Annotated in this window: 21 protein-coding genes; 11 read left to right on the top strand and 10 right to left on the bottom strand. The window is 60.4% G+C overall.

Annotated elements, in window-relative coordinates; genetic code table 11:
- Nucleotides 1-40: 40 nt before the first annotated feature.
- The gene (locus tag ACNYC6_RS23720; RefSeq protein WP_419709407.1) at nt 41-586 is read right to left on the bottom strand and encodes a cytochrome b; all 546 of its coding nucleotides are present in this window, start codon (nt 584-586) and stop codon (nt 41-43) included.
- Entirely contained in the window at nt 583-1668 is a 1086-nt protein-coding gene (locus ACNYC6_RS23715; protein ID WP_419709406.1) for a catalase family peroxidase, read from the bottom strand. Before ACNYC6_RS23715 ends, ACNYC6_RS23720 begins: the two co-directional genes overlap by 4 nt.
- Before the next feature lie 158 nt (nt 1669-1826).
- Between ACNYC6_RS23715 and ACNYC6_RS23710 the strand changes: the two genes are divergently transcribed.
- The 4 genes from ACNYC6_RS23710 to ACNYC6_RS23695 all read left to right on the top strand — a co-directional run bounded on the left by ACNYC6_RS23710 (nt 1827) and on the right by ACNYC6_RS23695 (nt 5973).
- Nucleotides 1827-2333 (top strand): sigma-70 family RNA polymerase sigma factor, encoded by a 507-nt coding sequence (locus ACNYC6_RS23710; RefSeq protein ID WP_419709405.1) that lies wholly within the window; start codon nt 1827-1829, stop codon nt 2331-2333.
- On the top strand, nt 2330-3082 hold the full coding sequence (locus ACNYC6_RS23705) for an anti-sigma factor family protein (RefSeq protein WP_419709404.1): 753 nt from the start codon (nt 2330-2332) through the stop codon (nt 3080-3082). Before ACNYC6_RS23710 ends, ACNYC6_RS23705 begins: the two co-directional genes overlap by 4 nt.
- A 321-nt stretch (nt 3083-3403) precedes the next feature.
- The gene (gene zapE / locus ACNYC6_RS23700) at nt 3404-4522 is read left to right on the top strand and encodes a cell division protein ZapE (RefSeq protein ID WP_419709403.1); all 1119 of its coding nucleotides are present in this window, start codon (nt 3404-3406) and stop codon (nt 4520-4522) included.
- Between the two features lie 125 nt (nt 4523-4647).
- Nucleotides 4648-5973 carry a leucine-rich repeat-containing protein kinase family protein gene (locus ACNYC6_RS23695; protein WP_419709402.1) on the top strand — a complete coding sequence of 442 codons (1326 nt, stop codon included), beginning with the start codon at nt 4648-4650 and terminating at the stop codon, nt 5971-5973.
- Nucleotides 5974-6042: 69 nt separating this feature from the next.
- Here ACNYC6_RS23695 and ACNYC6_RS23690 read toward each other — a convergent pair whose 3' ends face one another.
- Nucleotides 6043-6747: a YebC/PmpR family DNA-binding transcriptional regulator gene (locus ACNYC6_RS23690; protein ID WP_419709401.1), complete on the bottom strand. Its 705-nt coding sequence runs from the start codon at nt 6745-6747 to the stop codon at nt 6043-6045.
- Between the two features lie 216 nt (nt 6748-6963).
- Here ACNYC6_RS23690 and ACNYC6_RS23685 point away from each other — a divergent pair, with 216 nt between their 5' ends.
- Nucleotides 6964-8394 (top strand): type VI secretion system Vgr family protein, encoded by a 1431-nt coding sequence (locus tag ACNYC6_RS23685; RefSeq protein ID WP_419709400.1) that lies wholly within the window; start codon nt 6964-6966, stop codon nt 8392-8394.
- Nucleotides 8395-8397: 3 nt separating this feature from the next.
- Here the strand turns inward: ACNYC6_RS23685 and ACNYC6_RS23680 are convergent, their stop codons facing one another.
- Together ACNYC6_RS23680 and ACNYC6_RS23675 are read right to left on the bottom strand one after the other, a co-directional pair.
- Nucleotides 8398-9789, bottom strand: a complete 1392-nt coding sequence (locus ACNYC6_RS23680; RefSeq protein ID WP_419709399.1) for an FAD-dependent oxidoreductase — start codon at nt 9787-9789, stop codon at nt 8398-8400.
- Between the two features lie 70 nt (nt 9790-9859).
- Nucleotides 9860-11185, bottom strand: coding sequence for an MFS transporter (locus ACNYC6_RS23675; RefSeq protein WP_419709398.1), 1326 nt, complete (start codon nt 11183-11185; stop codon nt 9860-9862).
- Nucleotides 11186-11454: 269 nt separating this feature from the next.
- On the opposite strand from ACNYC6_RS23675, the gene ACNYC6_RS23670 reads away from it, so the two are divergent.
- Nucleotides 11455-12327 carry a LysR family transcriptional regulator gene (locus ACNYC6_RS23670; RefSeq protein ID WP_419709397.1) on the top strand — a complete coding sequence of 291 codons (873 nt, stop codon included), beginning with the start codon at nt 11455-11457 and terminating at the stop codon, nt 12325-12327.
- 47 nt (nt 12328-12374) lie between these two features.
- Here the strand turns inward: ACNYC6_RS23670 and ACNYC6_RS23665 are convergent, their stop codons facing one another.
- Complete coding sequence (locus ACNYC6_RS23665; RefSeq protein ID WP_419709396.1) at nt 12375-13238, bottom strand: LysR substrate-binding domain-containing protein; 864 nt, start codon at nt 13236-13238, stop codon at nt 12375-12377.
- Between the two features lie 109 nt (nt 13239-13347).
- Here ACNYC6_RS23665 and ACNYC6_RS23660 point away from each other — a divergent pair, with 109 nt between their 5' ends.
- On the top strand, nt 13348-14457 hold the full coding sequence (locus ACNYC6_RS23660; protein WP_419709395.1) for a 2-aminoethylphosphonate--pyruvate transaminase: 1110 nt from the start codon (nt 13348-13350) through the stop codon (nt 14455-14457).
- A 149-nt stretch (nt 14458-14606) separates the two neighbouring features.
- A complete protein-coding gene (gene phnX / locus ACNYC6_RS23655; protein WP_338581956.1) occupies nt 14607-15434 on the top strand; it encodes a phosphonoacetaldehyde hydrolase in 828 nt (275 codons plus the stop codon).
- A 67-nt stretch (nt 15435-15501) separates the two neighbouring features.
- Here phnX and ACNYC6_RS23650 read toward each other — a convergent pair whose 3' ends face one another.
- Nucleotides 15502-15870 (bottom strand): hypothetical protein, encoded by a 369-nt coding sequence (locus ACNYC6_RS23650; RefSeq protein ID WP_419709394.1) that lies wholly within the window; start codon nt 15868-15870, stop codon nt 15502-15504.
- 320 nt (nt 15871-16190) lie between these two features.
- On the opposite strand from ACNYC6_RS23650, the gene ACNYC6_RS23645 reads away from it, so the two are divergent.
- Complete coding sequence (locus tag ACNYC6_RS23645; RefSeq protein WP_419709393.1) at nt 16191-16739, top strand: cytochrome b; 549 nt, start codon at nt 16191-16193, stop codon at nt 16737-16739.
- Between the two features lie 10 nt (nt 16740-16749).
- On the opposite strand, the gene ACNYC6_RS23640 is transcribed toward ACNYC6_RS23645, so the two are convergent.
- Together ACNYC6_RS23640 and ACNYC6_RS23635 are read right to left on the bottom strand one after the other, a co-directional pair.
- Nucleotides 16750-17661, bottom strand: a complete 912-nt coding sequence (locus ACNYC6_RS23640) for a 1-aminocyclopropane-1-carboxylate deaminase/D-cysteine desulfhydrase (protein WP_419709392.1) — start codon at nt 17659-17661, stop codon at nt 16750-16752.
- A gap of 134 nt (nt 17662-17795) precedes the next feature.
- Nucleotides 17796-19835 (bottom strand): FAD-dependent oxidoreductase, encoded by a 2040-nt coding sequence (locus ACNYC6_RS23635; protein WP_419709391.1) that lies wholly within the window; start codon nt 19833-19835, stop codon nt 17796-17798.
- Between the two features lie 210 nt (nt 19836-20045).
- On the opposite strand from ACNYC6_RS23635, the gene ACNYC6_RS23630 reads away from it, so the two are divergent.
- Together ACNYC6_RS23630 and ACNYC6_RS23625 are read left to right on the top strand one after the other, a co-directional pair.
- Nucleotides 20046-21176, top strand: coding sequence for a carbon-nitrogen hydrolase family protein (locus tag ACNYC6_RS23630; RefSeq protein ID WP_419709390.1), 1131 nt, complete (start codon nt 20046-20048; stop codon nt 21174-21176).
- 3 nt (nt 21177-21179) lie between these two features.
- On the top strand, nt 21180-22220 hold the full coding sequence (locus ACNYC6_RS23625) for an AraC family transcriptional regulator (protein ID WP_419709389.1): 1041 nt from the start codon (nt 21180-21182) through the stop codon (nt 22218-22220).
- 294 nt (nt 22221-22514) lie between these two features.
- Here the strand turns inward: ACNYC6_RS23625 and ACNYC6_RS23620 are convergent, their stop codons facing one another.
- Nucleotides 22515-23357, bottom strand: a complete 843-nt coding sequence (locus ACNYC6_RS23620; protein WP_419709388.1) for a DUF2242 domain-containing protein — start codon at nt 23355-23357, stop codon at nt 22515-22517.
- Nucleotides 23358-23479: the final 122 nt, after the last annotated feature.

Raw genomic sequence — 23479 nt, 5'->3', positions numbered from 1 at the left:
TGGCTGCATGCCCTGCATGCAGCCATTCCCCCACTCTATCTCACCCGCGCCCCTTCCCCCGTAACATGCTGTCCAGCACATCATCACGACGCACCCAGGCATGGAACAACGCCGCCGCCAAATGCAGCAGCACGGTCAAAAACAGCAAATACGCCAGATACCCGTGAGCCTTGCGCAGAAACGCAAACACCTGAGCATTGGCCGCAACGATCGACGGCAATTGCAACGCGCTGCTGAGCATCACCGGTTCGCCAGATGCCGAAATCATCGCCCACCCCAGCAACGGCAAGACCAGCATCAAGACGTACAGCAACACATGCGAGGCCTTGGCCGCCAGCACTTGCCAACCCGGCAGGTCCGCTGGCAGTGGTGGTTGCGTGGTGGAGAAGCGCACGCCCAGGCGCACAATCACCAACAGCAAAATGGCAATACCCAAAGGCTTGTGCAGATTGATCAGCCATTCATGCCGCTCAGACACCGAGGCAACCATGCCCGCACCGATAAACAGCATGGCGATGATCATCAGTGCCATCAGCCAGTGCAGCAAGCGCGCCAGAGGAGCGAAGTGGTTGGGTTGAGTGCTCATTGCTGGGCCTCCTGTTTGGCGGCGGGCAATTGGCTGACTTCGCTGGTGCGACGCAGGTAGGACGTGGCGTAACCGGCTGAACGGGCGGCGAGCAGCGGGTCGTCGGAACCTTCGATACCGGCGGGCAAGACCAAGGGGTCGTAGTTGATGTCACGGCACTCGCCGCTGAGTTGTGGCTGGGTGCTTTCAAGAACCAGCGTGCCGGCGTTCAACACTTTGCGGCCTTCGGGCCAGGCTTTGCTGGCGTCGTTCACGGGGTCGCCGGGGTTAGCCAACGTGATGTTCAATTGCCAACGCAATGGCCCAGCGGCGATCCGTTGCACCAAGTCCTTCTCCAAAAAATCACTGCCTTGCGGCACCGTGGCACCCGGTGCGTCCTGAGCCACCGGCACCATGTTCCAGCGCACCGCTTGCCGCTGCCCGGCAGCATTGACCAGATAGAACGCGTTAACGCTGTTGTAGGTTTCGGTCGCGTAACTGGCCGAAGGCTTGGCCGTTTTGACCCACGCCAGAAACGGCACGGCTTCCGGGTGCGCGGCGAAGAATGCCGGCACAGCCTTGGGGTCCGGCTTGCCGGTAGCCGGGTCCGGTGATTGCGCCTGCTGGAATTGATAGAACGCCTCAGGCGTGCCCACCGGGAACACCGGCATGCTGTTCATCCCGGTGCGCCATTGCTGGCCGTTGGCCTGGGTGAAACGCAACGCCATGCTGCGGATCGGCACCGCGTTGTCCGGCGCGTAGGGATTTCCCGCCGGCAGGGCCAAACGTCCGACCACCGGAGTGCGTGCCTCATTGAACACTTGCGCCGTGGAATAACTGCGCGCCTCGCCGCTGCTCTCGAAATGGCCGATCACGCACACGCCTTTGGAGTGATTGCGACGGAATCCGGGATGCACGCCGTTGTTGGTTTCCAGCACATTGATCAGCTTTTTCGGCGTCAAGCGCTGTGGGTCAAGGGTGCCGTTGACGTAGGCAAACGCCCCGGCCACGGCGGCGACGACCACGGCAATGCCGGCCAGACGCAATGTCAGGCTAGCGGCACTCAACGGTGGCCGGGTTGGCGGTGATGATCGATCTACCATGAAAGTCTCCAGGGCCATCGGCCGCGAGTGAGAAGAATCAGGCAGACGAACCGCGCACCGGTTTATTCCCTCGCGCGGTATTTATTTTTTCGGGCGTGGAATAACCTCGAATCCCGGGCGTCTTCCTAGTCCACAGCGTAGTGACTAGTCAGTACTTCATGAACGATATCGACGAACAACTGAGAGAAATCATTCCCAGATTGCGGCGATTTGCCGTGTCGTTGACGCGCAATCCCAGCAGCGCCGACGACCTGGTTCAAGCCAGCCTGGAACGTGCGCTGTCGAGTTGGGGCGCCAAACGTGCCGACGGTGATTTGCGCGCCTGGCTGTTTTCGATTCTCTATCGACAGTTTCTCGATGCTCATCGACGTTCCCGGCGCTATGCGCGCATGCTCGATTTTTTCACCGGGCGCGACGATGCGCAGCCATCGGTGGAACGCACCGTCATCGCGCAATCGACTCTCAACGCTTTCGATCAACTGCCCACCGAACAGCGCGCGCTGCTGCTTTGGGTAACAGTCGAAGGCCTGAGTTATAAAGAGGTCGCCGAGATTCTCGACGTACCCACCGGCACCGTGATGTCCCGCCTGTCCCGGGCCCGCCAGGCCCTGCGCCAACTCAGCGATGGCGAAATCACCCGCCCAGCTCTGCGGAGACTCAAATGATCAGCATGCCCCCAAGCGAGCGTGACCTGCACGCTTACGTCGACCATCAACTCAGCGAAGACGACCGACGTCTGGTGGAGACTTTTCTTGCAAGTAATCCGGAAACTGCCGCACAAGTACGCGCCTGGCAGCAGGACGCCCAGCAACTGCGCGCGGCCCTCAGCGGCGCGTTGCAGCAACCGGCCAACCCGGCGCTTGATCCGGCGATGATTCGTCAGCGCCTCAAACGCCAATCGCGGCGACACCTGGCCAGCGCCGCGGTGCTGCTGATTGCGGTCAGCGTCGGCGGCTTCGGCGGCTGGCAAGCTCGGCAAATGACTTTCATCAGCACTCAGCTACCGATGACCGATGCCCTGCAAGCCTATCGCCTGATTGCCCAGCAAGAAATATTGCCGGCCGACTACAAGGCCAGCGACGACGGCGACATGCAGGGTTGGCTAGACCGTTATTTCACCCAGGCCAATCGCCTGCCCGACCTTGCCGGCGCCGGGTTCAAACCGGTGAGCGGGCGCTTGCTCAGCACCGAACAAGGGCCGGCGGCGATGGTGGTCTACGAGAATCAGGGCGGGCAGAAGATCAGCTTCTACGTGCGTCCGCCGGGGCCGAAAAACTATCTGCTGCCGAGAGGAAGCCGCCGTGATGGCGGCTTGCAGGCCGAGTATTGGTCCGGGGGCGGTTATAACTATGCGATGGTCAGCCCGACGGATACGCCGGCGGCGCAGATGCTGAGGCAGACCACTCAATTCTGAACACACCAACAATCCCCCTGTGGGAGTCAGCCTGCTGGCTGCCACAAGGGGAACGACGTACACCCACGCTGCACATCGACCCGTACCGCCACGGAAATCTCCAGTCAGCTAACGATAATTGGATCCACTAAAAGGTGAATTTTGTAACGTCATGAACGCAGATCAGCCTTATAGCAACGCAAAATAAGCTCTACACACCGCAGAATCTTGTCCAATGACACCTGCAATCCATCGACACAACTGGAAGCAAAATACCCGCTCTGGTTACACTACGCCGCCGCAGCTCGGAGAGTCTGCCTGAAAATCACGGGGTGACATCCAGTGGCCGTTCGACCGCCCAACCGCTCACGTCTCACACCACGCTGGCCGTCACTGCGCCGCCTGTTCGGCAAAGCCTCGGCCGCGCCGGCGACCGGTCGGGTCATCCACGACTACTTTCACCACAAGGCCCATGCCCAGGGCTATACCCTCAGTCATAGCCAGCAACGCGTGATCGACTGCATGGCGCAACATGCCACGACGCTGACGGGTGCTGCGGCGAAAACCCTGCCGGGGCTTTATCTGCACGGCGCCGTGGGTCGGGGCAAGAGCTGGCTGCTGGATGGTTTCTTCCAGGCCATTCCCCTGGCGGAAAAACAACGCCTGCACTTCCACGAATTTTTTGCCTGCCTGCATCAAGGGATGTTCCGCCATCGCGATCAGCCGGATGCGCTGGCGACTACCCTCGATGAATTACTGCGCGATTGCCGGGTGCTGTGTTTCGACGAGTTCCACGTCCATGACATCGGCGATGCGATGTTGATCACGCGCCTGTTCAAAGCATTGTTCCGCCGAGGCATCCTGCTGCTGGTGACCTCCAATTATCCGCCGCAAGGCCTGCTGCCCAACCCGCTGTACCATGCGCGTTTCAAACCGGTGATCGATCTGATCAATGCGCGCATGCAAGTGATGGAAGTCGGCGGCCCGCACGACTACCGCAGCCAGGCCAGGACCCACGCGCAGCAACTGTTCACTCAGGGCCGATACATCTGGCCCGCCACGCAGGCGCAGCGTCAGGCCTCCAACCTGCCAGGCGCCGGTGCACCGGCCATTGCCCTGCCGGTTGGCACGCGCCACTTACCCGCACGCTTCAGTGAAGGACGCACCATCGCCTTCACGTTCAGCGACCTGTGCGACCAGCCCACGGCGGTGATGGATTATCTGGAATTGTGCCGACGCTTCGATCACTGGATCATCGATGAACTGCCCTTGCTGGGCGATTGCACGATTGCCGCCCAGCAGCGCTTTATCAATCTCATCGACGTGCTGTACGACCAGGACAAGCACCTGACGTTGCTCGGGCAGCACTCATTGTGCGAAAGCCTGGGTGGCGATGCCATTGATCTGGCGCGCACGCGTAGCCGATTGGGGCAACTGGTCGAAGTCAGCGACCCGGTCTGATCGATATATTTTTACAGTATTGAAAGGCCTGTTTGCGAACAGGCTCGCCCCCACCTCTTTCCCGGTATCATGTTGCCCATTTCCAGGGCCCAGCGCCCTCCCCTTGGTGACTGGCGAATCTGTTCATGCATACCCTTACCCAATTGCGCGCCGGCGAGTTGTCGGGCATCACGCGGCTGGACCTGGCCGAAGGTCTGACCGAGTTTCCCCGGGAGATCTTCGACCTGGTGGATTCGCTGGAAGTGCTCAACCTCAGCGGCAATGCTCTGAGCGCTCTGCCAGAGGATTTGCATCGCCTGACCCGTTTGCGTGTGCTGTTCTGCTCCGATAACCGCTTCACCGAGTTACCGGCCTGTGTTGGCCAATGCGCCGCACTGACGATGATCGGCTTCAAGGCCAACCGCATCACCCACGTGCCCCCTGCGGCACTGCCAGCGCTGCTGCGCTGGCTGATCCTGACCGACAATTGCATCGAGACGCTGCCGAGCGAGTTGGGAGAGCGGCCATACCTGCAAAAGCTCATGCTTGCCGGTAACCGCCTGCAGGCGTTGCCGGAGTCGCTGCGCAATTGTCATCGGCTGGAGCTGATCCGCATCGCCGCCAACCAGCTCACCGACTTGCCACAATGGCTGCTGACGCTGCCGAGCCTGACCTGGCTGGCCTATGCCGGTAATCCGCTGGAAACCGAAGCCGATGCCGCCGCCCTCGACGCCACACCGCGTATTGACTGGCCGGCATTGCATCTGGAGAAAAAACTCGGCGAAGGGGCATCCGGGGTGATTCATCAGGCCGTCTGGCAATCGGCTGACCAACCGGCCACGCACGTTGCGGTGAAGCTCTACAAAGGCGAAATGACCAGCGATGGCTCACCGCTGCACGAGATGAACGCCTGCATCACTGCCGGGTTGCACCCGAACCTGATTCGCGTCGAAGGGCGGATTGTCGATCACCCGCAACACACCGCCGGGCTGGTGATGCAACTGATCGCACCGAGTTATCGCAACTTGGCCGGCCTGCCGAGCCTTGCGTCGTGCAGCCGCGACATCTACCCCGACGACCAGCGCTTCAGTGCAGCGGTGGCGCTGCGCATTGCTTCGGGCATTGCCTCGGCGGCCGAACACCTGCACAACCACGGCATCACCCATGGCGACCTCTACGGCCACAATATTCTGTGGAATGAACAGGGTGACTGCTTGCTGGGGGACTTTGGCGCAGCGTCGTTTCACGGGATTTCCGACAGTCTGGAAAGCCGTGCCTTGCAGCGGATCGAGGTGCGGGCGTTCGGAGTGTTGCTGGGCGAACTGCTGGAGCGGGTTGATTCGGGGTTGAGCGATGAACTGCGTGGGGTGCTGGAAGATCTGCAGCGGCGTTGCTGTCAGCCGCAGGTGCTGGAGCGGCCGGGGTTTAGTGAAGTTATTCAGACGCTGGCCGCATTTAACTCAATAAACTAGCGGCCAGTACAAAACCCTGTGGCGAGGGAGCTTGCTCCCTCGCCACAAGTCAGATCAACGCCAGTTCGATCAACCCGCCAAGCCGACAAACATATCCTGCACGTCGTCATGGTTATCGAGGCCTTCGAGGAACGCTTCGACTTCCGCCATCTGCTCATCGCTCAGGCCGCTGACCGGGTTTTTCGGCTGGTAACCCAACTTGGCCGACAGCACGGTGAAGCCTTGCTCGGGCAAAGCTTTTTGTACCGCGTCGAGGTCGGTCGGTTCGGTCAGGAACAGGGTTGCACCCTCTTCACCCGGCTCGAAATCCTGTGCACCGGCTTCGATGGCGGCCATTTCCGGATCGGCGTCCGGGGTGTCCGGCGAGGCTTCGATCATGCCGACGTGGTTGAAGTCCCAGGCCACCGAACCGGAAGCGCCCAACTGGCCCTTGCGGAACGCGACGCGGATCTCAGCCACGGTGCGGTTGATGTTGTCAGTCACGCATTCAACGATCAGCGGCACCTGATGCGGGGCGAAGCCCTCATAGGTCACGCGATGGTATTGCACGGTTTCGCCCAACAGGCCTGCACCCTTCTTGATGGCGCGGTCCAGTGTTTCCTTGGGCATCGAAGCTTTCTTGGCCTGTTCAACCACCAGACGCAGGTGTGCGTTGGTGCTGGTATCGGCACCGTTGCGCGCAGCAATGGTGATTTCCTTCACCAGTTTGCCGAAGATCTTGCCCTTGGCGTTGGCTGCCGCTTCTTTGTGTTTAACCTTCCACTGTGCGCCCATTACTCACTCTCTTGTCGATGGCGCCGAGACATCTATTGGCCGACGCTTTGCGCAAGTTTACCCGGCCTAAAGTTGGCAATCGACCAAAAAATCTGACCACGAATCGACATCTTCTCCGACGGCTGTAGGGCAATTCTGAAACTTCGGTTTGCGATGTCCAGATACCGCCGAGGTTTCGTACCCTCTTCACCCGTCTCCATGGCAGAAGCGCGCTCGATGCACAACGACAAGGAAAGTCCCTACACCCTGACACTTCTCGACGACGACCTGAGCTTTCAAGTGGTACGGTTCAACGGTCGAGAGGCCCTCAACCAACCCTATCGGTTCGATATCGAAGTGCTCGGCCTGGCTCCGGCCATGCCCCCCGAACATTTGTTGCAACAACCGGCACACCTCGGTTTCGGGCGAGGTGCGGGTATTCATGGCGTGCTGCACAGCGTCAATCGCGAATATCACGGGCCGCACTGCGTCGGTTACAAACTGGTGCTGGTGCCCGCGTTGCAAGTGTTGGAGCAGTCCCGATCCCGGCGCATCTTTGCCCACCTCAGCGTGCCGATGATCCTGCGCCAGCTGCTGGAGGAACATCACCTGCCAGACAGCAGTTATCGCTTTGAACTGACGACCGGGCACTATCCGCTGCGGCCGTTTTGCATTCAATACGACGAAACCGACCTGGCCCTGCTACAAAGGCTGTGCGAAGAGGAAGGCATTCACTATCACTTCGAACACCATCACGACGCACATGTGCTGGTGTTCGCCGAAGACAGCCTGAGTTTCCCGCAGGAACCGCTGTTGATGACGTTCAACAGCGATGCGCCCGACGCCGGCAACGCACCGACAATCAGTGAATTGTTCCAGCGCCATGACGCGCCGCCCCTGTCCCCGCGACTCCATAGCAGAAATCGCGGCGCCGCAGGCCTAGACGACGGTGCGGCCAACCACCCCATGACCCAGGCAATGCCACCCCTGACACGCCCCGCCATTGAACAGCGCCATCGCGATCAACTTGCCCGTCGACATCTGGAACGCCTGCGTTGTCAGCAAGTGCTGATCCACGGCCAAAGCAATCACGGCGAATTGCGCAGTGCCCGCATCGTGCAAGTGGCGGAACATCCGCTGTCAGGCTTCAACGATCAATGGCTGGTGACCCAAGTGCGGCATCAGGGGCAACAGGGCTCGATTCTGGCGCCGGACACACCGGACCTGCCGCCGCGTTACCGTAACCAGTTCACTGCCGTTCCCTGGTCGAAGGTGTTCCGCCCGATGCTTGAACAGCCGAGACTGAACATCCCAGCTCATCAGCCGGCGCGCGTGTGTGGAATGGCCGGGCAACCGGCGACGGTGGATGATCGAGGCCGGATACAGGTCAGTTTATGGCCCGCGTCGGACGCTGATCCCCAGGCATCCGGCGATCTCTGGCTACCGGTTGCCCTTGCTGTTTGGGACAACCGTAGCGAACCGTGCGCACTGCCATTGGCCGGCAGCGACGGGCTGGTCAGTTTCCTCGACGGCGACCCCGACCGACCGGTGTTTTGCGCAAGCCTGGGGCATCGCCCCACGCCTCGGCCCGCTCGCTCCCCGGCGCCGCGCAGCGATACCCGACTGCTGCTGGACTGGCTGATCAATCCGACGAATCCAGGGCCCTGACCTTCAGCCCTTGTCAGCCTTGCCGGCCGCGGCAGCGAACTTCGCCAGACGCACGTCCAGATGCCGTGGCCGACGCCCGTGATCCTCGGCGCGCTCTTTGCGGCGGATGGCGTTGCGCACCATCAGCGAGCCGAGGTAGCGAATCGGCTCCGGCGGGAAGAAGCCCAGCGGCCCGTTCACCAACGGCGAACGGGTCCAGGCATTGTCGAGCCCCTGGACCATCGAAGCGAGAATCTGCCCGCCCATATGACACGGCCCGACGCCACTGCCGGAGTAGCCGAAACCATAGAACACGTTACCGCTGGCGCTCATCTGACCGAAGAACGGTAAACCGGTGACCGAACGATCGGACGGGCCGTTCCACGTTGCTTCGACCTTGACGTCGGCAAACGCCGGGAAGAAATCCGCCAGGCTGCTCTGCAACAGGCCGGCATAAGGCGACGGCTGATCGAACACCGGCAGCATGCGCCCACCGTAGGCGAAGGTGTTACCGCCCTTGCCGAGCATGATTCGGCCGTCCGGGGTGTTGTGGTAGTAATGCACGAAAATCCGCGAATCAAGCACCGTGACGCCGCTGGTCAAACCGATCTCATTGAGCAAATCGGGCCGTGGCTCGGTGATCGCCATGTCGCTGGAAACGATCGCTACGCTGCGCTCGAACTGCGGGAATGCGCGAGCCATCCAGGCATTCATCGCCAGCACCACGCGATCGGCGCGGACTGTGCCGTTGCGGGTCTGGATCCCGGCCGGCTTGCCCTCCTCCAGCCCGATCATGGCGGTGTTTTCGTGAATCCTTACACCCAACTGCAAGGCCACCCGACGCAAACCGCGCACCAGTTTGCCCGGCTGCACACTGGCCGCCGCCGGAGAAAACCAGCCTTCCAGGTGCCTGGCTGAACCCGCCATGCGCTGCACATCGGCCACTGGCCGCTGGGTGAACGAGTTGATGTCGTTGCGCTCCAGCGCCGCGACTACTGCGTCGGTCGAGCCGACCTGAGCGCGGTTGGTCGCGGTGTAGAGGGTGCCATCGAGGCGATAGTCCGCGTCCACCGCGTATTGCTCGCAGAAGGCGCCGATGGCGTGGATGCTGCGCTCGGATTCCTTGACCAGTCGCACGGCCTCTTCGACGCCGAACAACCGCTCAAGGGTGAAATACTTGGCCGACCACGACAACGCGCAACCACCGTTGCGACCACTGGCCCCGGCACCGCAGATGTCCGCCTCAATCAGCAACACATCCAGCTCGGGGTTCTGCTCCTTGAGCATGATTGCAGTCCACAACCCGGTGTAACCGCCGCCGACGATACACACGTCGGCGCGGGCGTCGCCTTCCAGTGGCGGACAGGTTTCGGATGCATCAGCCTTCAGGGCCTGGTCCAGCCAAAAGGGTCTCATGGGATCAATCTCCGGTCAGTGGTCCACACGCCAGCCTGCCGCAGGTGCAGCAGGCGACGAGGGACGGGATTCAGGTACGCAGGGGTTTGATGGTCATCGCTTGATTGGGCACATAGGCAAAGTGAGTACCCAGGCCACCGGGGCGGCTGTTCCAGTGCGGGATCAGCACCAGCGCGGAGAACATCGCGCAACCGGCAAAGACAATGAACACGGTGACGGTGTCGAAGTAACCCGGCAGCAGCCCGCCGAGAATCGCCCCGACCGAGCCGCAGCCGTTGACGAAACCGGCTGCCGTGGCGCCGGCCTTGGCGGTGCCGAAATCGATGGCGGCCGCGCCGCTGATCATCGAGTCCGGTCCGTAGAGCGTCAGACCCATGACGAACAACAGCGCGACCACCAGCACTACGCTGCCGGTATGCAGGGCGCCCATGAAAAACGCCAGGGACACGGTCAGCGCCAGCAGGCTGATCACGCAGGCCGGCATGCGTCGGGCGCCGAACAGTTTGTCCGAAGCCAGGCCGATCAGGATCGGCCCGAGCAACCCGGCCAGTTCAAACGCAGTGGGAATGATCGCCGCACCGACCTTGCCCACCGAGGGCATCTGTTCGAAAACGATCACCGGCCCCCACAGCAGAATCGCGTAGCGCGCCGGCTTGAGCATGAAGTACGCCAAACCCAGCACCAGCACGGTGCGGTTACGCAGGATTTCCTTCAACGGCTCCCACATGCTGATTTTGCTTTGCGCCTCGGCTTGTTCAGCGGTCAGCACAGGTTCCGGTTCCACCGCCGGCAAGCCGACGTCTTCCGGTTTGTTGCGTTGGAAAATAAAAAACAGCACGGCGACCAGCCCAACTACCGCCGCACTGGAAATGAACGCCGCATGCCAGCTGCCGACGAGCGTATACGCCCACCAGCCGGCAAACGGCGAGGCCACCAGACCACCAAAGGCGTAGCAGGAACTCCACAACCCCAGCACCCGTCCGCGTTGCTCGGAGGGAAAGAAACTGCCGAGGTTCTTGCACAGCCCCGACCAACCGGTGGACTGCGCCAGGCCTTGAATCAGCATGCAGGTAGCGAAAATCGGTAGCGTTGCAAAGTTGCCCATCACCAGCGCCGCGGCGGCGGAAATCACCAGGCCACCAAGCACCACCACCCGCGGGCCAAAGCGGTCGGCAAGGATGCCCCAAGTGAATTGGCCGATGGCGTAAGCGGTCAGGTAGATGGCATCGAGGTTGGCCATGGCCATTTTGTCGAGCATGAACGTCGGGTCTTCGCCGATGCCGAGTTTGGCAACGGAAAACGCTTTGCGGGTGAAATAGAAAGCGGCGTAGGCGAGCCAGGTGATCGCGAAGATCTGCACGCGCCAACGCTTGATGGTGCCGATGTGCTTGTTCATTGTGGTTCTGACCTCAGGGTGTGAGTGTGCCGGCAGAATTGGAAGAAAACGCCTTTGTTTTTTATTGTTGAGCACTGCGATATCGCCCTGTCCCTACGGCGGATACCGGTCAGATGAGTCCTGCAAATGCACGCACAGGCTCATGGCACCCGCTACTGTTCGACTGAGCAGTCACCGGGGCTGAGGTGGATAAAAACAATTACTGATTAATAAGTGAAATCGATTTATCGTATTTCAAAAATAAGCTCAGCTTGTTACTGGAGTTTCGCATGTCGGTTTCCCACGCCCAGCTCAAAGCCTTCCATGCCGTGGCCGTATACGGAAGCTTCACCAAAGCCGCTGAGCGACTATTTCTCACGCAACCGGCGATTTCCGACCAGGTGCGCAAACTGGAAGAGCGCTACGGCGTTTTGCTGTTTCACCGTAACAAACGCTCGGTGCGCCTGACCGATCTGGGCGAGCGATTGCTGGGCGTCACGCAGAAACTGTTCGTGATCGAAGCCGAAGCCCAGGAGCTGTTGCAGGACTCCCAGGCGTTGCAGACCGGCAGCCTGATTCTGGCGGTGGATGCACCGGTGCATGTGCTGCCGCAGATCGCCCGCTTCTGCGAGCGTTACCCCGGCATCAGCGTGAAGATCGAAACCGGCAACACGGATGAATCGCTGTTCCGGCTCTTCAACTACCAGGCTGACCTGGCGCTGCTGGGTCGCGACGTCAGCGACGAAAGACTCATCTCCCTGCCGCTGCGCAATGATCCGATGGTGGCGTTCGTGTCACGCAATCATCCATGGGCTGACCGCGAATCCATCACCCTCGCGGACCTCGACGACACGCCGCTGGTGCTGCGGGAAACCGGCTCGGTGACTCGCCAGACCCTGGAAGAAGAAATGACCGGCGCCGGGTTCCGCATCCGTCCGGCGATTCAGGTCGAAGGCCGCGAAGCGGCGCGTGAGGCGGTGGTGGTGGGGATTGGTGTGGGCGTTGTCTCGGCTGCCGAGTTTGGTGCGGATTCGCGGGTGTGCGCGTTGCCGATTACCGATTGCAAGCGGCGGTTGACCGAGACGCTGGTGTGCCTGCGCGAGCAGAGTTCGCGGCGGATCGTGGCGACTTTTCTGGAGATGGTTCGCGAGAGTCTTGTTTAAGCAGGGCCGGCCCTATCGCTAGCAGCTAGCGATGCAGGCAACTCGGTCTACCCGACCGGCGCCAATCCAAAAAAAGCCTGAATCAGCCGCAAATCCCGCCGCCGCTCCATGCACCCCATCATGTGTCGGTTCACCAATCCTTCGCCAATGATCGGCACCGCCGCGACTCGCGGATCATGGCTGACCTCCACCGACGACACCACGCCCACGCCCAACTCGGCGGCAACGGCTTCGGTCACCGCTTCGCGACTGTCCAGTTCCAGCAACACCCGTGGATTGACTTTGGCCTGGGCACACGCGTCATCGAACGTACGCCGGGTAATCGAACTCGGTTCGCGCAACACCATGATCACCTGGTCCAGCTCTTTGAGCGGAATGCCTTTGCTGCGCTGCGCCCACGGATGCCCATCAGGCACCAACGCACAAATGCGTGACTCGCTCAGGGCTTGCAGATGCAGGCCCTTGCGCGGCTCGACTTCGGTGAGCACCGCCACGTCGGCATGCTCGGACAACAACGCCGCCAACGTTTCCTGGGCATTGCCCAGACGCAGGTTCACAGTGATGCCCGGATAACGTGCGCGCAGGCTCGCGAGCATCGGCATGACCATGTGCGGTCCATCCGCCGCCACTTCCAGGCGCCCGGTCAGCAACTGTCGGTTGGCTTCGAGCATCACCTGCGCCTCTTCGGCCAGGCCGAACATCGCCCGGGTGATCGCCGCCAGTTTGGTGCCCTCTTCCGTCAACTCCACCCGTCGCGCGGTGCGGCGCAACAAGGTGATCTGGTAGTGCTCCTCCAGTGCCTTGATGTGCCCGGTGACCGCCGGTTGGCTGATGAACAACCGCGCAGCCGCCCGGGTAAAGCTGCCTTCCCGGGCCACGGCATCAAAGGCGCGGAGCTGAAACAGGTTCATGAATCACCCTCACTGATGGCTGGCATAACAACAAACAATTTGATTGATAACTCGGCAAATTGCAATTTAAGCCCCGTAGCTTCATCCCATCGATTGCGAGGACACGAGAATGAGTACTGCCGCACCCATCCTGCTCACCCCCGGCCCGTTGACCACTTCGGCCCGCACCCGCCAGGCGATGATGGTCGACTGGGGTTCATGGGATGACCGCTTCAACCAACTGACCGCCAGCCTCTGCGAACAACTGCTGGCGATCCTCAACGGCGCCGCCACTCACCACTGCGTGCCGTTGCAAGGCAGCGGCACCTTCGCTGTCGAGGCGGCAATCGGCACACTGGTGCCTCGCGATGGCAAGGTGCTGGTGCTGATCAACGGCGCCTACGGCAAACGCCTGGCGAAAATCTGCGAAGTGCTGGGGCGCTCGTTCAGCACCTTCGAAACCGCCGAAGACGAACCGACCACCGCCGAAGACGTCGATCGTCTGCTACGCGCTGATGCCGGCATCACTCACGTTGCTCTGATCCACTGCGAAACCAGTACCGGCATCCTCAACCCGCTGCCGGAAATTGCCCACGTCATTGCGCAACACGGCAAACGCCTGATCATCGACGCCATGAGTTCGTTCGGCGCCCTGCCGGTGGACGCGCAACAAATTCCGTTCGACGCACTGATAGCCGCGTCGGGCAAATGCCTGGAAGGCGTACCGGGCATGGGCTTCGTCTTTGCCCGCAAAGAGTCCCTAGCCAGCGCCGCCGGCAACTCGCATTCGCTGGCGATGGACCTTTATGACCAGCACACCTACATGGCCAAGACCGGTCAATGGCGCTTCACCCCGCCGACCCACGTGGTCGCGGCACTGCATGAAGCCCTGCTGCAATACAACGAAGAAGGCGGCCTGCCGGCCCGGCACGAACGCTACGCCGCCAACTGCCAGGCATTGATGGAAGAGATGGGCCAACTGGGCTTGCGCAGCTTCCTGCCTGCCGCGATTCAGGCACCGATCATCGCCACCTTCCACGCCCCGAAAGACCCGCGCTACCAGTTCAAGGAGTTCTACGAACGGGTCAAGGCCAAAGGTTACATCCTCTACCCCGGCAAACTGACTCAGGTCGAAACCTTCCGCGTGGGCTGCATCGGTCACGTCCAACCGGCGGAGATGCGCGAAGCCGTAGCGGCCATCGCTGAAGTGTTGCGCGAGATGGAAGTGCTCGAAATCTAATTCACCACGATCCCCTGTAGGAGCGAGCCTGCTCGCGATAGCGGACTGTCAGCCAACACATTCGCTGAAGGTCAGGCACTCATCGCCAGCAGGCTGGCTCTCACAGTAAAAGCAGCCCCCATTAGCCAGTTGTCAAAGGATTTCCAGACATGAACTACACCAACCCAACCAAACTCCAGGCCGCCATCCTCGACTGGGCCGGCACCGTCGTCGACTTCGGTTCCTTCGCCCCGACGCAGATTTTTGTCGAAGCCTTCGCCGAGTTCGACGTCCAGGTCTCCATTGAAGAAGCCCGCGGCCCGATGGGCATGGGCAAGTGGGACCACATCCGCACGCTGTGCGATCAACCGGAAGTTGCCGAGCGTTATCGCAAAGTGTTCGGCCGCACGCCGACCGACGATGACGTCACCGCCATCTACCAACGCTTCATGCCGTTGCAGATCGAAAAAATCGCCGAACACTCCGCGCTGATTCCGGGTGCCCTGGACACCATTGCCAACCTGCGCCAGCAAGGGATCAAGATCGGCTCCTGCTCGGGCTACCCGAAACAGGTCATGGACAAAGTCGTCGAACTGGCCGCCACCAACGGCTACATCGCCGACCACGTGGTCGCCACCGACGAAGTCCCCAACGGCCGCCCATGGCCAGCCCAGGCACTGGCCAACGTGATCGCGTTGGGCATCGACGATGTCGCGGCTTGCGTAAAGATCGACGACACCGTGCCGGGCATTCTCGAAGGTCGTCGTGCCGGCATGTGGACCGTGGCGCTGATCTGCTCGGGTAACGCGCTGGGGCTGGACTATGAAGGTTATCGCGCACTGGCCAGCGACACCCTGGACAGCGAACGCAAGCGCATTCATGCGATGTTCGAAGGCTCGCGCCCGCACTACATGATCGACACGATTACCGACTTGCCGGAAGTCATTGCTGATATCAACAAACGTTTGGCCAATGGCGAGATGCCGCAAAACCAATAAACAAAAAGCCGTAGTACCCAAGTGAGTACTACGGCTTTTTTATGCCCTCGATTTATAGAGACAGCGATTATCGCTCATCGCTTCCGAGAGGAATGTAATGCTCGGCATCATCCTCATCTTCAATAATCAATGCTTGAACTTCATCCGTTTGATTCGTGGTGCCCTCTACTTTCTCTTGCTCAACAGACTCGGCCTCTTCGTCAATCGCTGACTGTGCATCGTCTTGCACCTCGTCAGCCGGCGCAGTCAGGCCGACCTGCTGCCCCGTCGCATCGATGACAACCCCATCAGGGTAGAACGTCAAACCCTCAAACTCTAGCGAGCCATCGGCATATTGAATGGCGCCGTTGTTAAACTCTTTTGTTCCGTCAGACCACACGCGTCCCCAGGTGTACTCGCTCACTTTGCCACGGACTCCATTCACATTGTCATTCATGCTCATTCCTTTGATCGCAAATTAATAAATATCAGAAACATGGCAAACCCTTTAATCAGCCGCCACGCCAGAAGCATATTAATCAACCACCTTCGTCACTCAAGCCTAAAACTGAAAATACGGCACAAACAGAATCGCCCTACACCTGATCAACCACTTTCAAACAGCATGCGGTTACTTCATTTACGTGAAACTTTTTTCATGTTCGCATGCAACAGAAAAGCCTGTGTGCGCCAGGCAATTCCATAAAAACAGGATTACAGTTAAAGCACACCGTCGACCAAGAACGGTGGTTTGATCCGCCCCGTGAGGAACGCCGTATGCCGTGGAAAAATTCCGCTTCGCGCTACAGCACCGTATCGATCGCGTTGCATTGGTTGATGCTGGTCTTGCTGGCGCTGGTTTACGCCTGCATCGAGTTCCGCGGGATCTTTCCCAAGGGCAGCGGTGGGCGAACGCTGATCGTAGAATCGCACTTCATGCTCGGCCTGACCGTATTCGTATTGGTCTGGGTGCGGCTGTTCGCTCGCAGCCTCGGCCCGGCACCGCAGATCTTCCCTGCCTCGCCGCACTGGCAGATAGCCCTGGCCAGACTGATGCACTGGGCGCTGTACATTTTCATGATCGCCATGCCGTTGCTGGGTTGGCTGGTCACCAGCGCCAAAGGCAATCAAGTGATGTTCTACGGCCTCGACCTGCCGCTGCTGATGGCCGAGAACAAGGAACTGGCCAAACAGCTTCAGGGCTGGCACGTCCTGGGCGGCACCATCGGCTATTGGCTGATCGGCCTGCATGCCGTGGCCGGGCTGTATCACCATTATGTGGTAGGCGATAACACCTTGTTGCGGATGATGCCCAAGCGCACTTGAGTGCGCGACTTCATTGAAATCCCCGGCGGCCTTGCAAGCCACCGGTATGAACGAAGATCAGGCGTGTGCCCTCTTTGAACCGCCCTGCTACGACCTGCTGCCTGAGCGCCAGCAAGGCCTTGCCGGTGTACAGCGGCTCAAGAGGAACACCGCTGGCCTGCTCGGTCAGTTCGATGAACTCAATCAGCGGCGGATCAACTTTGGCGAAGCCGCCACGGCTGGCATCGATCAGTTCATAGGCCGCATCACCCGTTTGCTCGATAATCTTCTCGACCTGCTGCGCCACACCATGGTCATCGGGTACTGCCAGTGCACCATAAACCGGATGTTCCCCCGCTTCGGCAAGCACCAGGCCGGCCAGGGTTGTCCCGGTTCCACAGGCCAGCCACCAACCGTCGTAATCGCTCCATCCCAGACGTGGCAATTGCTGGCGGATCTGATCCTTGAGTTGCATACAGCCTCGCGCACCCGGCCCCCCGCCGCCACCTTCGGGCACAGGTTGCAGATCGGGATACTGCGCTCTCCATGGCAACCAGAAACCCGGTTCGTGCCGTGCTCGATAACCGCCATAACCCAGCCAGTGCAACTGCATGCCGAATGCCTGCAGATCTTTAACCGTTGGCGTTTCTTGCAGATGCCCGCGCAACAGACCGACCGTGGAAAACCCGAACCGCTTTCCGGCCGCGGCCAGTGCATGCAAATGATTGGAGTGAGCTCCGCCGAGGCTGATGATGCCTTGAGCGCCGGACTGTTCAGCGACTTTGAGGTGCTCGATCAGCTTGAACCATTTGTTGCCGCTGATCAGCGGGTCAATCTGATCCAGACGCAGGATCGCGACTTCGATGCCGGCCGTGGTGAGCCAGTCGAGAGGGAGGGGTTCGAGGGGGGCTTGGGGGAGCCAGTCGTTTGGAGAGAAAAGCATCGATGCCGGCTCTGGATGAAGAGCCAGCATTCTAGTCGCTCATAAGCAGCCATCGCGAGCAGGCTCGCCCCCACAGTGGATCTATGTGGGAGCGAGCCTGCTCGCGATGACCATTGGTACGCTAGACCGGTGGATTACAACTGCGCAGCCAACCGCGAACCCTGATTGATTGCCCGCTTGGCATCCAGCTCCGCCGCGACATCCGCGCCGCCGATCAGATGCACATTCTGCCCTGCCGCCACCAAACCATCCTGCAACTCGCGCAGTGGATCCTGACCGGCGCAAATCACGATATTGTCCACCGGCAGCACCTGCGGCTCACCGGTTTCGCCAATGCGGATGTGCAGGCCTTCGTCGTCGATCTTCAGGTATTCGACGCTGTTGAGCATTTGCACCTGCTTGTTCTTCAGCCCGGTACGGTGAATCCAGCCTGTGGTCTTGCCCAGCCCGTCGCCGACCTTGGATTTCTTGCGTTGCAGCAGGAACACTTCGCGAGCCGGCGCATGGGGGGCAGCCTTGATCCCGGCGACGCCGCCGCGCGCTTCGAGGTGCGTGTCGATGCCCCACTCTTTCCAGAACTCATCACGGTTCAGGCTGGTGGCCTCGCCCTGGTGAACCAGGAATTCGGAGACGTCAAAACCGATACCGCCGGCGCCAATCACCGCAACGCGTTTACCCACCGGTTTGCGCTGCAGCAGCACGTCCAGATAGCTCAACACCTTGGCATTTTCCACACCCGGAATCGCAGGGGTTCTTGGGGCGATGCCGGTAGCAAGGATGATCTCGTCGTAACCGCCCTCGACCAGTTTCGTCACATCGACGCGAGTGTTCAGGCACACCTCGACGTTGCTGGTCTGCAATTTACGGCCGAAATAACGCAGGGTCTCAAAGAACTCCTCCTTGCCCGGCACGCGTTTGGCGACATTGAACTGGCCGCCGATTTCACTGGCCGAATCAAACAGCGTCACCTCGTGACCACGCTCTGCCGCCACAGTTGCAGCGGACAAACCGGCAGGACCGGCACCGACCACGGCGATCTTCTTGATCTGCTGCACCGGCAAGTAGTTGAGTTCGGTTTCGTGGCAGGCGCGCGGGTTGACCAGGCAACTGGTCAATTTGCCGCCGAAGGTGTGGTCCAGGCACGCCTGGTTACAACCGATGCAGGTGTTGATTTCATCGGCGCGGCCTTCAGCCGCCTTGTTGACGAAATCCGGGTCAGCCAGGAACGGCCGTGCCATGGACACCATGTCGGCATCGCCCTCGGCCAAAATCTGCTCGGCCACTTCCGGGGTGTTGATGCGGTTGGTGGTGATCAGCGGAATGCTCACCGAGCCACGCAACTTGGCCGTGACTTTGCTGAACGCCGCACGCGGCACTTTGGTGGCGATGGTCGGAATCCGCGCTTCGTGCCAGCCGATACCGGTGTTGATGATCGTCGCACCGGCTTGCTCGATGGCCTTGGCCAACAGCACGATTTCTTCCCAGGTGCTGCCGCCTTCGACCAGATCGAGCATCGACAGGCGGAAAATGATGATGAAATTCAGACCGACCGCTTCACGTACGCGACGAACGATTTCCACCGGCAGGCGCATGCGGTTTTCGTAGCTGCCGCCCCAGCGGTCGGTGCGGTGGTTGGTGTGGGCGGCGAGGAACTGGTTAATGAAATAACCTTCGGAACCCATGATCTCGACACCGTCGTACTCGGCCTGCTGCGCCAGGGTCGAGCAGGTGACGAAGTCGCGGATCTGTTTCTCGATGCCTTCCTCGTCCAGTTCTTTCGGTTTGAACGGATTGATCGGTGCCTGGATGGCACTTGGCGCAACCTGCTTCGGGCTATAGGCATAACGACCGGCGTGGAGGATCTGCATGCAGATCTTGCCACCCGCCTCGTGCACTGCGCGAGTGACGATCTGATGCTTGAGCGCTTCTTCCTCGGTGGTCAGCTTGGCTGCGCCAGAGTAAACGCCACCCTCGTCGTTCGGCCCGATACCGCCGGTGACCATCAGGCCGACACCACCACGGGCACGCTCGGCGAAGTACGCCGCCATGCGCTCGAAGCCACCCGGCTTTTCCTCCAGACCGGTGTGCATCGAGCCCATCAAGGTGCGGTTGCGCAACGTGGTAAAACCCAGGTCCAGCGGGGCCAACAGGTGCGGGTAATGAGCGGCGGTCATCGGTAACTCCACAACGAGCGATCACGGAAAAAGTGAGGACGCTCTTTGGCGCCCCTCTGTCATGTGTTACAGACTATGAGCAGTCCACTGGCCGCTCAATGACCGTAACTGACAACTTATTGATCAAAATGCGCAGCGGCCCTTGGCAAGCGTGAACATGGGTCATACCCTAGTCGTCGAACCCTGCACACGGCCGTTGACTGTTTTCTCATGCGTAAACTTCTGTACCTGACTTTCTCCATGGCGTTGATCGCCGCTCTGACGACCTACGCCATGTGGGCCGCGGATCGCCCGGTGGGCCATTACCTCTCGGATTTGCGAATCGATCTCGCGGTCGACCAAGGCCAACCCTCTGATCGGGGCAACCTGCTGGGCATTCAACCCGAGTTGTTTCCCACCGACTATCAAAGCCCTGGACGCCTGCACCGCAAACTCGCGGCCTACCTGCAAAAAGCGCAGGAGCAAGGCCTGTTGAATGAAAAAACCATCGTCGTGTTGCCGGAGCATGTCGGCACGTGGCTGATGGTCAGCGGTGAAAAGGACGAACTGTACCAAGCCACCACCCTCAAGGAAGCCATGAACTGGCTGGCCGTGAGCAATCCGTTGAAGTTCGTTCGCGCGCTGATTGGCGCCGAGGGCGGCAGTCGCCTGGACGACGCGCACTTGCGCATGAAAGCCAAAGGCATGGCCAAGGATTACCAGGCGTTGTTCGGCGGGCTGGCAAAAGAATTCCACGTGACCCTGGTGGCGGGTTCCATCGTGTTGCCGGAGCCGAGCATCATCGACGGCACCCTGAAAATCGGTCGCGGCGCGCTGTATAACAGCAGCGTAGTGTTCGGCCGCGATGGATTGCCCATCGGCCAGCCGCAGCGTCAGATGCATCCGGTTTTCGAGCAGCAGGATGCGATCAAGGCCAACGGCGAGCACACCCTCAACGTCGTCGATACTCCGGCGGGACGCCTGGGCGTGCTGATCGGCAGCGACAGTTGGTACCCGGACAACTACCGCAAACTCGACGCTCAGCAGGCACGAATCGTCGCGGTACCGGCGTTTGTTTCCGGTCGTGGCACCTGGGATCAACCGTGGCGCGGCTATCAGGGTTCATCGACACCGGGCTCCGTCAGTCTCAAGGCCGGAGAACTCAGTGAGGGTCAGGCCTGGCATCGCCTGACCCTGACCACTCAACCCCCTTCAAGTCAGGCGCTCGCTGGCATGAGCGTATTTCTGCGCGGGCAATTCTGGGACCAGTCCAGCGCCGGCCAGAGTTTTCTGAGCAGCAACGGTCAGCATTTCGCCGACGGTAACGCCCGCGGTGCGCGTCTGCTGAACCTTTGGTTGTAAGCCATGAAACCGCAGCCGATGCGTCTCGGCGATTTGTCGGTCGGCTTCGTTCATAGTCTGGCCGACGCCGTGCGCAGCCACGGTGCAGATCCACAGCCCCTGCTGGAACAATACGGTCTGGATGCCGCCCGCCTCAGCGAAGCAGGCGCCCGCCTCTCCATTCCGCGTTACATGCGTCTGGGCCACGGCGCCATTCAGTTGACCGGCAACCCGGCGCTCGGCTTGCGCATGGGTCAGCTCAGCCGCTTGAGCCAGGCCGGTCTGGCCGGTGTCACGGCGGCCCAGGCACCGACGGTGCGCGAAGCGGCGCGCTGCCTGATTCGCTTCGAAGCCTTGTATGGCTCCAACTATCGCGGTCAATCGAGCTTTCACGAAGATCCTCAAGGGGCGTGGCTGCGCTTTTACTCCATCAGCCCTTACAACAGCTATAACCGCTTCGTGGTGGATTCGATCATCGCGGGCTGGTTGCAGCAAATATCCAGCGTGAGCCCTGCCCCGCTGCGCGCCGAACGCATCGAGATCGAATTCGAAGAACCCGACTACCGCGCCGCCTACGACGCGTTGGGCGACTGCCCGATACAGTTTGCTGCCGAACACAATCAACTGCGCCTGAGCCTGGCCAGCCTCGCCCAGCGCAACCCGGAACACTGCCCGAGCACCTGGCGCCAGCTGCTGAGTTTATGTGAACGGGAATTGGAGCAACTGACACGCACCCGCAGCCTGCGTGAACGCATCACTCAGTTACTGGGGCCGTTGCTCAATGGTGGCCGGGAACCCGACCTGGAAGAAGTGGCGGCACGCCTGAAGCTGCCCACCTGGACCTTGCGCCGCAAACTTGCCGAAGAAGGCACGCAATTTCGCGCAATCCTCAACGACACCCGTCGCGACTTGGCCATGACCTACATTCGCGATACCGAACTGGCATTCGGAGAAATCGCCTACCTGCTGGGCTTCGCCTCAGCCGAAGCGTTTCAACGCGCCTTCAAACGCTGGACCGGCCAGACACCCGGCGAGTTTCGCCGCAGTCATCGCCAATCCGCCTGACACTTACAGCTCGGTAGCGTCTTCAGCGGGTTCCAGCGGATCCAGTTCAAACGCCTGATACTCAAGCAGCTCTTCTTGATAGTCGTCCATTTTCGAATCCCCCAAAGCTCATTGAAAAAACGTCTGAATAAATGACCAGCGCCTTGAGCCTAAAGTGCCCGCATGAAAGAAAAATGACGCGGACACGACACTTCGTCGCCAATAGATAAAACGTAGCAGGCGGTCAGGGATTTATCACAGAATTTTTTCGTTACAGGAGAGAGCCTGCTCGCTCCTGCAGGGGGTATCGGAGGATCACTGACCAGTGATCGGCATGGCCTGAATCGGCTCCGAAGGTGGCGCCATGTCGCTTGGGTTGGCCGGTGGCGTGATCACTTCCGGGGAAGGTGTTGGCTCAGCACTTGGAGTCGCGGTGATGGGTGCGGCTTCAGGCGGCGGCGCTACCGGCTCGGAAGCGGCTGGAGTCGCCTCGACGGGTGCCTGTGCCGCTTCTGCCGCCGGGACAGGCTCAGCCGCGGTTTGCGGGGCCAATGGAGCCGGTGTGGCCTTGGGCTCGGGCACGCCCAGATCGGCTTTTGGCTTCTCGGTGATATGCGCCGCTTCTTTCACTTCCTTGGGCAGGAACAATTCGACCAGCGCGAAGAATCGCTCGTAGAACTTGGCGGAGGTCACGGTTTCGCTGGCGACCTTGACCATCGAGTCATCCGACGAACCGATCGGCATCGATACCGAGCCCAGCACTCCTACACCGAGACTGGCGGAGTTGTTGGTTTTCTTCAGCGCATACTTGTCTTGCAGGGCATTGGCGAACACCGTGGCATGATGCCCGGCACTGCCGTCTTCGGCGCAGACCACACTGAAACTGATTTCCATGTGGGTCTCGCCGGTCTGCTGGAAGCTTTTGTGCCCGCTGATCAGTTTTGGATCACTGCTGGTGATGATGTACCCCTGACTCAGCAAGGCCCGACGAGCGGCTTCGCATGAAGCGGTGTCAGCCACCGGGTAGTTACGGGAAAATGTCCCGGAGTCATCGAAGTTCTCATGCTCATAGATGGCGGCTTTCTTCGACGAGCACCCGGCCGCAACGGCCAGCACCAGCGCCAGCCCGGCAACACGCATGGGAAATGATTTAAACATTGAACATCCTGAGGAAAACGGTTCGGGGCGTATTGTGCAACAGATCGATGCTTAGCGGCGCAACGATTGTGTCTTAAAACAGTTACAGGAGTGTTGACTCCGAGATTCAGCAAATGTCCCGC

This window comes from Pseudomonas sp. NFX224, from assembly GCF_048565165.1.
Taxonomy (GTDB): Bacteria; Pseudomonadota; Gammaproteobacteria; order Pseudomonadales; family Pseudomonadaceae; genus Aquipseudomonas.
This window is presented reverse-complemented; position numbering and strand designations above follow the sequence as displayed.

Coding starts and splice junctions, on each gene's coding strand:
- ACNYC6_RS23720 (WP_419709407.1), bottom strand. CDS start 586: ATGAGCACTCAACCCAACCACTTCGCTCCTCTGGCGCGCTTGCTGCAC.
- ACNYC6_RS23715 (WP_419709406.1), bottom strand. CDS start 1,668: ATGGTAGATCGATCATCACCGCCAACCCGGCCACCGTTGAGTGCCGCT.
- ACNYC6_RS23710 (WP_419709405.1), top strand. CDS start 1,827: ATGAACGATATCGACGAACAACTGAGAGAAATCATTCCCAGATTGCGG.
- ACNYC6_RS23705 (WP_419709404.1), top strand. CDS start 2,330: ATGATCAGCATGCCCCCAAGCGAGCGTGACCTGCACGCTTACGTCGAC.
- ACNYC6_RS23695 (WP_419709402.1), top strand. CDS start 4,648: ATGCATACCCTTACCCAATTGCGCGCCGGCGAGTTGTCGGGCATCACG.
- ACNYC6_RS23690 (WP_419709401.1), bottom strand. CDS start 6,747: ATGGGCGCACAGTGGAAGGTTAAACACAAAGAAGCGGCAGCCAACGCC.
- ACNYC6_RS23685 (WP_419709400.1), top strand. CDS start 6,964: ATGCACAACGACAAGGAAAGTCCCTACACCCTGACACTTCTCGACGAC.
- ACNYC6_RS23680 (WP_419709399.1), bottom strand. CDS start 9,789: ATGAGACCCTTTTGGCTGGACCAGGCCCTGAAGGCTGATGCATCCGAA.
- ACNYC6_RS23675 (WP_419709398.1), bottom strand. CDS start 11,185: ATGAACAAGCACATCGGCACCATCAAGCGTTGGCGCGTGCAGATCTTC.
- ACNYC6_RS23670 (WP_419709397.1), top strand. CDS start 11,455: ATGTCGGTTTCCCACGCCCAGCTCAAAGCCTTCCATGCCGTGGCCGTA.
- ACNYC6_RS23665 (WP_419709396.1), bottom strand. CDS start 13,238: ATGAACCTGTTTCAGCTCCGCGCCTTTGATGCCGTGGCCCGGGAAGGC.
- ACNYC6_RS23660 (WP_419709395.1), top strand. CDS start 13,348: ATGAGTACTGCCGCACCCATCCTGCTCACCCCCGGCCCGTTGACCACT.
- phnX (WP_338581956.1), top strand. CDS start 14,607: ATGAACTACACCAACCCAACCAAACTCCAGGCCGCCATCCTCGACTGG.
- ACNYC6_RS23650 (WP_419709394.1), bottom strand. CDS start 15,870: ATGAATGACAATGTGAATGGAGTCCGTGGCAAAGTGAGCGAGTACACC.
- ACNYC6_RS23645 (WP_419709393.1), top strand. CDS start 16,191: ATGCCGTGGAAAAATTCCGCTTCGCGCTACAGCACCGTATCGATCGCG.
- ACNYC6_RS23640 (WP_419709392.1), bottom strand. CDS start 17,661: ATGCTTTTCTCTCCAAACGACTGGCTCCCCCAAGCCCCCCTCGAACCC.
- ACNYC6_RS23635 (WP_419709391.1), bottom strand. CDS start 19,835: ATGACCGCCGCTCATTACCCGCACCTGTTGGCCCCGCTGGACCTGGGT.
- ACNYC6_RS23630 (WP_419709390.1), top strand. CDS start 20,046: ATGCGTAAACTTCTGTACCTGACTTTCTCCATGGCGTTGATCGCCGCT.
- ACNYC6_RS23625 (WP_419709389.1), top strand. CDS start 21,180: ATGAAACCGCAGCCGATGCGTCTCGGCGATTTGTCGGTCGGCTTCGTT.
- ACNYC6_RS23620 (WP_419709388.1), bottom strand. CDS start 23,357: ATGTTTAAATCATTTCCCATGCGTGTTGCCGGGCTGGCGCTGGTGCTG.